The sequence below is a fragment of the Seohaeicola saemankumensis genome (assembly GCF_042678485.1).
In the GTDB taxonomy this organism is placed as follows: domain Bacteria; phylum Pseudomonadota; class Alphaproteobacteria; order Rhodobacterales; family Rhodobacteraceae; genus Seohaeicola; species Seohaeicola saemankumensis.
The window spans coordinates 1-9583 of sequence record NZ_JBHTKR010000013.1 but is presented as its reverse complement, the minus strand read 5'-3'; the positions used below and the strand labels follow the sequence as shown (position 1 = coordinate 9583).

Below are 9583 nucleotides of genomic sequence, written 5' to 3'. Positions count from 1 at the left end.
CCCTGGCGCGCACCAGACTGACCCGCCCGATGCCAGGCTGGCCGAGACGGCAGCAATCAGGCCGTGGATATGGAACAGCGGCATCACGTTCATGCAGCGGTCGGCCGGCGTCAGCGCCAGCGAGGCCCCGACGTTGCGCGCTGACGCCGCGACATTGGATTGCAGCAGCGGCACGATCTTTGGCCGCGAGGTTGTCCCCGAGGTATGCAGGATCAACGCCACGTCATCGGGACCCGGCGCGGCGGTGTCGGCGGTGCCCGCAGATGTTTCCGCCCGCAGCGTGAACCTGCCGGCAGGCTGGTCCGTGTCCACGGACAGCCGGATCACCGCAAGCCCCTGCGCCGTGGCCGCAGCATGGGCGGCGCCGGCCTCGTCCTCGGTCAGGATGATCGCCTTGGCCTTGAGGTCTTCAAGGTAGAAGGCGAATTCGTCCTGCCGATAGGCGGGGTTCAGCGGACAGGTCGTGGCCACGCCTGCCACGGTCACGAAAGCTGTCGCCATTTCGGGGCCATTGGGCAGCACGATCGCCACGCGATCGCCGCGTCCCACGCCTGCCCGGTGCAGGGCATCCGCGACATGCGCGGCCTGCGCGGCCAGTCCGGCATAGCTGAGCCAGCCGCGGCCCGGCGCGCCGATTGCCGGCGCATTTGCATCCTGCGCGCCGATCAGCGCCGCCAGTGTATCCGTCATGGTTATCCCTCCCGTCAGCACCGGCCCTTTCCCGGGCCGGCGAAGCCCACGGTCAACGTCCCTCAGGTGGGATCCGTCGCCGTGGCATTGGCACGACCCAAGCAAGTGGATCGGTTCAAGTCAACCCAGTTCGCGGGCCAGTTCGCGGGCCAGTCCGCGGGCCAGTCCGCAGGCAGGACGCAGGCATTGTCGTCAAAGGCGCTGTCAGGCCGGTTCGGCGCAACGGCAGGCATGGCGGATCGCCGCTGCAGCCGGTCTGGCGCGCACCCCGGACAGCACTGGCGTAAATGCAAAAAACCTGCCGTTGAGAGCCGCGGGCCAACAGTCAGGTCGTCCGGCACATCCGGATCAGCGGCCGAAATGCGCCTCGATCCTGTCGAAGGCCAGGTTGATCACATCATCTTCGACACAATAGGCCATGCGGACATGGGCGCTGCCAGATGGTCCGAATGCGCTGCCCGGTGTCACGGTGACATGTGCGTGGTTCAAAAGATCATGGGCGAACTGCACATCATTTTCAAATGCCGCAACGATCCGGGGAAAGACATAATAAGCCCCCTTCGGGCGGACATAGTCGAACACATGCGCGACCCGGTCGAGCCGTTCGCAGATGAGATCGCGGCGGCGTGCAAGAACGCTGCGGAACTGTGCAAGATGCAGCGGTTCGGTGGTCAAGGCCGCCAAGGCCGCCACCTGGCTGGTTCGGGGCGTGCAGATCATCGTCAGGTCATGGATCTTAACGACTTCGGCGCGGATCGCTTCGGGCAAGACCATGTAGGCGGCGCGCCAGCCCGACATGGCGTAAGCCTTGGAAAACGTGAAAAGATACGCAAGGTTTTCGGAAAGTTCCGGCATCGTGGCAAGATTGAAGAACCGTTGCGGTTCATCAAACACAAATGGGCTGTAAGGATCATCCAGGATCACGAGGATACCGCGTTCGCGGGCGATATCGGCCGCGGCGCGCAGGGATGTTTCAGACAGGATCGCGCCTGTCGGATTGGACGGTGTGACCAGAACAATCGCTTTCGTGCGCGGGCCGATAAGGCGCGGCAACGCGTCAATGTCGAGATCCCACCCCCCGGCTTCATCCATTTTCCAGAACACCGGCACGCCACCGCTGAACTTGATCTGACTGATATGTGACACGAAGCCGGGATCGGTCACGATCACCTCGTCACCCGGATTGATGATGGCTTGCATCAGGATCTGCAGCCCTTCCATGTTGCCCGCCGAGATCACGACACGCCGGTTCGGATCGACGCGCATGCCGGTCCGGCGTTCGTGCTCCGCCGCGACGGCGGCCAGAAGCTCCGGCAGCCCGCCGGGCAGCGCGTACATGCCGATTTTGGGATCAGCCTCAAGAGCATGGCTGACCGCGGCCCGGATAGGCGCCGGCGTCTGGAAGGACGGCAACCCCCATGCCAGAGACGCAGCATCGGGAATCCCGGCACTGAGAATGGACATCTCCTTGATTGCCGACATGGCAAGGGCATGAGATCTGGCAGCTACCAGATTTCGCAGGGGATCTGTCGGTCTGCTCATATCCGTCGCACAGCTCCGCTTCCATGGGGAGGTGTCCGAGCAAACCAGCCGGCTGGGCGGAGTGTATTGATCCAAATCAAGCCAGCCCGTGTTTCCCTGCGTGACGGGGGTGTTTTCACCATTTGGCTGCAGAACATCACTGTCAGGCGGGCGATCGCGGGCTTCGTTCTGACCTGGCAAAAGGGCAAACCCGCGGTGCATCCAAAAGGCCAAGACACCGCCCCGCATGATCCGTTTGTCTGGGAACCGTTTATTCAGAACGCAAACCGCGATAGTGTTAGGAACAGGGGTCGGTCGACACTTCAAATGCACGGCCCGATGAAAGGACCAAAGTGGCCCAGCAGGAAACCATCAGCCTTCAAGGCATTCACGGCAGCCCCTACACGCGAAAAATGCTGGCGGTTCTGCGGTTCCGGCGTCTGCCCTACCGGTTCATCATCAACTGGCCGCAGAATCCGGATGCGCCGGGCAATGGCGTTGATCGGAAACATCTTCCGAAGCCCAAAGTTCCGCTGCTTCCTACCGTCTACATGCCTGATGATACGGGCAAACTGGAGGCGGTCACAGATACCACACCGATCATCCGCAGGTTGGAAAGCCGGATATCGGAGCGCCGGGTCATCCCGGAAAGCCCCGTTCTGGCCTTCCTGAATTATGTGTTGGAAGACTATGCCGACGAGTGGTTGACCCGTTGCATGTTTCACTATCGCTGGCACTTTGACGGGGACATCAAGAAGGCCGGCCGCATTTTGCCTCTCTATACGCAGGTTGAGAAGTCGCCCGAAATGCTGGCGGCCCAGGCAGAGGAATTCACACGGCGACAAGTCGACCGGCTGCATGTGGTGGGGTCAAACGAGACCACCGCGCCAGTGATCGAAGCAAGCTACGTCAGGTTCCTCCAGCTTCTGGAAAGCCATCTTCAGCGGCATCCATTCCTGTTCGGAAACCGCCCGGCCTCGGCAGATTTCGCCATGATGGGACAACTGACATGTCTGACTCATTTTGATCCCACGCCCATGCGGCTATGTGAAAACATCGCCCCGCGTGTCTATGCTTGGGTGGAGCGGTTGGAGGATCTGAGCGGCCATGAGGTCACGGATCAGGACTGGCTGAACAGCCACGACCACTTGCCCGACACACTGATCGCCCTGCTGTCCGAGGTGGCCCGGACACATATGCCCCAACTTCTTGCCAACGGACGGGCCGTGATCGAAAAGCAGACAACCTTCACGACCGAGATCGACGGCAGCACCTGGGTCCAGCCAAGTTTTCCGTATCAATTGAAATGCCTGCGCTGGACAAGGGAGGAATTTCAATCACTGTCCCTGGCCGATCAAACCTCTGCACGTGCGATCCTGAAAGCCACCGGCTTGTCACCTTTGGTCGATGCGGAAATCTGCCAGGTTTGATCGGGCGCTTTATCCGCCTTGACGCAAATCCTTCTGACAAGACCTGCCTGCGCTGCCTATCTCTGCAACTCGATGTTGTTCTTTTGAAAGGCTGTCGTTGCGTTGGTATGCGGATAATCCTGATCCGGCACGGGAACCCCAAGAAACGCGCAGAGCGGCGCCCAGCCTGACCCCAGCTCATGAACAAGAAGCCGATGGGCCGGAATGGCAGAGGTCACATCGGCAACATGCGCCTCGAAATCTGCTATCGCCTTGTCCTTGGTGTCAAAGCGGTCATTCAGAAAGACCTCGACGAACTCCTGTATCTGCTTCATGTGCCGCGCTTCCGGCGGCATTTCCGTCTGTCGGAAGATCTTGATCGTCTTCGCATAGGACGCGTACCAGCTTTCCGGATCGCGGACCGACAGGATCACTTTCGCGTCCGGGTAATGCTTGGCCGACTCGCGCCATAGATGGGCGCCGGGCCAGTCGACCTGTGAACGGTAGCCGTCAAACAGCAGATCAAGATCAAGATCGGCCCCACCGCAGAAATAGTCATGCCATGGCTGCGCTTTTTCGGGATGGTCACGTATCTCATGCATATGGTGGCATGGTCCGAAGCCCAGAATTGTCAAAGCCTCCTTGAGGGAGTCTGTTCCGGTCCGACCGAAGCCTGCGCCGATAATGTCCAGTGCCATCTGCAATTCCCCTTGCTGTAATCCTCATTCATTGTTCACGCCCTGACGAGTGTGTGCCCCATCGGGGCATCTGGCAATGAAAAACGCGGCAAGACAGGCGCGCCCCAGAACGGCGGCGCCGCATAGAACCACCGGGCGCACACCGATGGGTTCGGCAAGCCCCCCATGAAGATCCCGCCTGCGGCCATCTTTCACCTTGCGAACCGATGCGGTGCTTCGCGCGAATCTCATCGAGTGGCGGGGATGGAACAGGTCGCCCTCGGCTGGCTTACCGTCACTTGGTTCGCTGATTTTGCGGTATACCTTGGGATGCAGAAATTTTTATATTTTACAAAGGCTTAATAAATATCAGAAAATTCGCCACGCAAAATTATTACACATATTTACCTCTTGACGAAACATTCCTGCGCGTAACTTTCTTTCGCATCGCCTGTCGGATGGACCTGCTGAAGGGTTCACCCCGCCAGAAAAAGCCAGGGAATGGCCGCGGCACAGGACTCGAGGGAATAGCACGATGTTGAAGTCAATTTTGGTCCCGGTACGCGGTGATGGCATGGTTGCCACCGTGCTTGCCCATGCGGCAGAGCTGGCCAAACAGCATGATGCACAGGTCAATGTCGTGCATTGTCGTGTCCAGCCCAAAGACCTGATCCCGCAAGGCGTGCCGCTGAATGATTTTGCGCGCAAGGTGATGCTGGAGCAGGCCGTTGAGCTTGCAAACCGGCAGGAAGACCATCTGCGGGGCATTCTGCATCGTTTGGCGCGCGAATTCGGCCTCAATGAAGGGGTGCGCGAAGCAGGAACGGCCACCTGCACCTTCGCGGAGGAACCCGGGCGCATGGCCGATGTGGTCAGGCACGCGGGCCGCCTGTCCGACCTGATCGTTCTTCCCAAGCCCCACCGCGAAAGCAACCTTGGGCAAAGTTCCTTGAAGTCGGCTCTTTATGGGGCGGGACGTCCGGTGCTGATCTGTCCGGGGCAATTGCATCCTGACGCGACCTTCGCGCAGCATGTGGCGGTGGGCTGGAACGGATCGCTGCCTGCCGCGCGCGCCGTCGCCTCATCGTTGGACATCGTGCATGCGGCCAAGCGCGTCAACATCCTGACCGGCGGCAAACTGCAACCGCATGGGCCGACCGCAGACGAACTGGCGGCCTATTACGCCCTGCGCGGCATCACCGCCGAGATCGTTCACTTTGATGGCAAGGACCCTGCGACCGAGCTTCTGGGCCGGTGCAAGGACATCGGCGCCAGCCTGCTTGTGACCGGCGCCTACAGCCATAGCCATGAGACCGAGATGCTGTTCGGCGGCAACACCCAACGCATCGTGGATAACACGGAGATGCCGGTTCTGATGGCGCATTGAGGCATCTTTCGGTCAGCGCGACCCGACACAGCGCGACGTTTCACAAGAATTCACGAAGGGCCGCGCATGACGCGGGAAGATCAATCCGGGACGACCGGACATTCCAGGGAGGAACCCAACATGAAACTGACCAAGAGACTTTTCCTTGCACTGGCCGCAGGCAGCACGATCGCCACGCTGCCGATCGCCGCTTTCGCCGATGGCTGGACGCCGAAGCGCCCGATTGATTTCACCATCATGGCAGGCGCTGGCGGCGGTGCGGATCAGATCGCGCGCTTCATACAATCCGTGGTCGAGGCAAACGACCTGACCAACCGGCCATTGATCCCCACCAACCGGGGCGGCGGTTCGGGGGCCGAGTCGCTGCTGCATCTCAAGGATGCACGCGATCCCGATCACACCCTGCTGGTGACGCTGAATTCCTTCTACACGACGCCGATCCGTCAAGAGGCGCTGGGCGTCGACATCGAAACCTTTACCCCGATCATCATGATGGGGGTCGATCCCTTTGTGCTCTGGGTCCACAAGGACTCGGGCATCACCACCTTCGAGGAATTCGTCGCCAAGGTGAAGGAGATGGATGGCGAGTTCGTCATGGGCGGAACCGGCACCGGGCAGGAAGACTCCATCGTGATCGCCTACATGTCGGGCGCCTACGACCTGAAGATCAAGTACATCCCCTATGACGGCGGCGGCGCCGTGGCCAAGGATCTTGCGGGCAAGCAGATCATGGCGACGGTGAACAACCCCTCCGAAGCCAAGGGCTTCTATGAGGCTGGCGATTTCGTGCCGCTGCTGGCCTTCTCGGACGAGCGGATGGAAGCCTATCCCGACGTGCCGACCCTGAAGGAAAAGGGCCACGATTTCTCATATTACAACCAGCGGGCCATCGTCGGCGCACCGGGTATGTCGGATGAGGCCGCCGCCTATTACCGCGACGTCTTCGGCAAGGTTTACGACAGCGAGAAGTGGCAGGGATACCTGGTCTCGGAAAGCCTGTCCCCGCTGATCATGGATGAGGCCGAAACCCGCGCCTACTGGTCCCGGCAGGTCCAGAACCACCGTCAGCTTCTGTCCGAAATGAACAACTGAGCCAAGCGGCAGGAAAGAGGGCAGTCATGCGCCAAGGTGAGATATCTCTTGTTGGGCTGCTTGCCCTCTTTTCCCTCTACCTGATGTGGAAGAGCACCGAGCTTCCCATCGGCTACATTCGCGGTCAGGGGCCGGGGGGCGGGTTCTGGCCATTCTGGCTTGCCCTCGGCATGCTGCTGAGCTGCCTTGCCAGCGCGTGGAAATGGTGGCGCGCGACATCCCCTGCTTCGCAGTCTGACGAACCGTTTCTGGATGCTTTCGGGTGGCGCACGCTGCTTCATGTCGGCGGCAGCGTGGTCGTTTTTGTCGCCCTGATCTCGGTCGTGTCCATGTATGGCGCGATTGCGCTGTTCCTGTTCTATTACCTGCGTTTCCTCGGACGGCATTCGTGGTTTCTGACATTGGCGATTTCGCTTTTGTTGCCGATTGGGCTCTTCTTCTTCTTCGAGGCCGTGATGCTGATCTCCATGCCTCAGGGGATGTGGTTCACCCAGCCCGTCTTCGACCTGATGTACGACATCATCTACTGAAATCCCCCCAGACCCGAGGTCTATCATGGAAGTCATGTCCTTTCTCGCCGATGGCATCTTGCTGGCGCTTGAGCCGATCAATTTCGCCTTGATCCTCGTTGGTGTCACCGTCGGGCTGTTCATTGGCGCCATGCCCGGACTGGGTTCGGTGAACGGCGTGGCGATCCTGCTGCCGATCACGTTTCTTGTGCCGCCCAATTCCGCGATCATCTTTCTTGCGGCGATCTATTACGGGGCCATGTATGGCGGGGCGATTTCCTCTGTCACCCTGGGGATACCCGGCGCATCGACGGCCGTGGCGACGACCTTCGATGGCCGTCCGCTGGCACTTCAAGGGCGGGCGAGCCTGGCGCTTGTCACCGCGGCCCTGGCATCCTTCGTCGGCGGGACGGTCGCCAATATCCTGTTCACGCTGTTTGCGCCTGTTCTGGCGTCGACGGCGCTTTCCTTCGGTCCACCTGAAATCTTTGCGCTGATGCTGCTGGCCTTTGCCACGTTCGTGGGCCTCGGCGGTGACGACATTCCCAAGACCGTGTTTTCGATCTGTCTCGGGCTTGTGTTGGCCGCCGTCGGATTTGACACGATTTCCGGCGAGCCGCGGTTGGTGCTGTTCGAAATCGAAGGCTTCATGCGCGGGATCGGCTTCATCGTTCTGGCCATCGGCGTCTACGGCATCGGCGAAATGCTGTGGACGATCGAGCAGACACGTGGCGAAGTCACCACGACCAACCCCAAGATGACGGCCAAGGGCATGATGTCCGACGCCAAGGAGGCCATGCAGCGCGGATGGAAAGGGACCTGGATCGGTTCTCTCATCGGGTTCTTCGTGGGCATTCTGCCGGCGGCGGGGGCGACTCCGGGGTCGCTGATGTCTTATGGCGTGGCCAAGATGCTGTCGAAGACGCCACAGGAATATGGCAATGGATCCCCGGATGGTGTGGCGGCGCCGGAAGCGGCCAACAACTCGGCCTCGACAGGCTCGATGCTGCCGATGCTCACGCTGGGTATTCCCGGCTCGCCGACAACGGCGATCCTGCTGGGCGGCATGGTGATCTGGGGCCTGACCCCGGGGCCGCGTCTCTTTCTTGACGAGTCCGAGTTCGTCTGGGGCCTGATCGGATCCTTCTACATCTCGAACATCGCGGCGCTCGTGATCAACCTGGCCTTCATTCCGCTTTTCGTCTGGATGCTCAGGATGCCGTTCACGATCCTGGCGCCTCTGATCTTCGTGCTGTCCATCGTCGGCGGTTTTGCGGCCTCCCGCAGTATTCACGATCTCTGGCTGATCATGATTTTCGGGATTGCGGCCTTCTTCCTGCGAAAGTTCGACTATCCGCTGGCCCCCGCCGTGCTGGCCATCGTGCTGGGGCCTATCGCCGAACCCACGCTGCGCCAGTCCCTGCTGCTGTCCTCGGGCGATCCGATGATCTTCTTCAACCGGCCGATCGCAGGGCCGATCACAATCGTCGCGATCATCCTGATCCTGTTGCCGGGCATCAAGTTCCTGCGGCGCAAACGGGCTCTGGCGAATAGCTGAGAGCATCCCGCACGGCCCGAAGGGTCAGATTTCCCAAAGACTTCCAACATGAGAGACAATTGATGCAAACACTCGCAGACCTGATCCAGCGGCATCCTGAAACCGCCAAAGCCATTGGCGCTCCGGGCCGGGACTGGATGACCTATGGACAACTCAATGCCCTGACGCGCACGGTGCGGACCTTCCTGCGCGGTGCCGGTGTGGGCGCGCAGGACCGCGTGGCGATCGTGCTGCCCAATGGGCCCGAGATGGCCGCAGCCTTCATAGCCGTGGCGCAATCCGCCACCACGGCACCGCTGAACCCCGCCTATAAGGAAGACGAATTCGCCTTCTACCTCGAAGACCTCAAGGCCCGGGCGATCATCCTTGAAGCAGGCTATAACGGCCCCGCCCGCGCCGCGGCAAGGCGTTTCGGTCTGACCGTGATCGAACTGACAGCGACAGAGCCCGCGGGCATGTTCACGCTGTTGACCGATGTGACCGGCACGGCCGCAGACACCGCCCCCACAGCCGATGACGTGGCGTTGATCCTGCATACCTCGGGGACAACCTCGCGGCCAAAGATCGTGCCGCTGCTGCAATCCAATGTCGCGGCGTCGGCAGAAAACATCCGCGCATCCCTGGCGCTGACGGCAGAGGATTGCTGCCTTAACGTCATGCCCCTGTTCCACATCCACGGGCTTGTCGCAGCCGTCAGCGCGTCGCTGGCCGCAGGCGCGTCCATCAGCTGCACACCGGGC

General features: G+C 60.8%; 9 protein-coding genes. 6 read left to right on the top strand and 3 right to left on the bottom strand.

The annotated features are described in order from the left end of the window. On the bottom strand, positions 1 to 690 hold a 690-nt coding region (locus tag ACFQ3C_RS18770; protein WP_380795200.1), incomplete at its 3' end, for an AMP-binding protein. Positions 691 to 1038: 348 nt separating this feature from the next. Beyond that, complete coding sequence (locus ACFQ3C_RS18765) at positions 1039 to 2154, bottom strand: pyridoxal phosphate-dependent aminotransferase (protein WP_380795197.1); 1116 nt, start codon at positions 2152 to 2154, stop codon at positions 1039 to 1041. A gap of 410 nt (positions 2155 to 2564) precedes the next feature. On the opposite strand from ACFQ3C_RS18765, the gene ACFQ3C_RS18760 reads away from it, so the two are divergent. Next, positions 2565 to 3641, top strand: coding sequence for a glutathione S-transferase family protein (locus ACFQ3C_RS18760; protein ID WP_380795195.1), 1077 nt, complete (start codon positions 2565 to 2567; stop codon positions 3639 to 3641). A 56-nt stretch (positions 3642 to 3697) separates the two neighbouring features. Here ACFQ3C_RS18760 and ACFQ3C_RS18755 read toward each other — a convergent pair whose 3' ends face one another. Beyond that, entirely contained in the window at positions 3698 to 4318 is a 621-nt protein-coding gene (locus ACFQ3C_RS18755) for a sulfotransferase family protein (protein WP_380795192.1), read from the bottom strand. Positions 4319 to 4832: 514 nt separating this feature from the next. On the opposite strand from ACFQ3C_RS18755, the gene ACFQ3C_RS18750 reads away from it, so the two are divergent. From ACFQ3C_RS18750 to ACFQ3C_RS18730, 5 genes are all read left to right on the top strand, one after another. Next, positions 4833 to 5684 carry a universal stress protein gene (locus ACFQ3C_RS18750; protein WP_380795189.1) on the top strand — a complete coding sequence of 284 codons (852 nt, stop codon included), beginning with the start codon at positions 4833 to 4835 and terminating at the stop codon, positions 5682 to 5684. Positions 5685 to 5804: 120 nt separating this feature from the next. Continuing rightward, positions 5805 to 6776, top strand: coding sequence for a Bug family tripartite tricarboxylate transporter substrate binding protein (locus ACFQ3C_RS18745; RefSeq protein ID WP_380795187.1), 972 nt, complete (start codon positions 5805 to 5807; stop codon positions 6774 to 6776). Between the two features lie 26 nt (positions 6777 to 6802). Further along, complete coding sequence (locus ACFQ3C_RS18740) at positions 6803 to 7306, top strand: tripartite tricarboxylate transporter TctB family protein (RefSeq protein WP_380795185.1); 504 nt, start codon at positions 6803 to 6805, stop codon at positions 7304 to 7306. Positions 7307 to 7331: 25 nt separating this feature from the next. Next, positions 7332 to 8843 (top strand): tripartite tricarboxylate transporter permease, encoded by a 1512-nt coding sequence (locus ACFQ3C_RS18735; protein ID WP_380795183.1) that lies wholly within the window; start codon positions 7332 to 7334, stop codon positions 8841 to 8843. A gap of 59 nt (positions 8844 to 8902) precedes the next feature. Then, positions 8903 to 9583 (top strand): AMP-binding protein (locus ACFQ3C_RS18730; protein WP_380795180.1); only part of this gene is annotated, 681 nt, incomplete at its 3' end.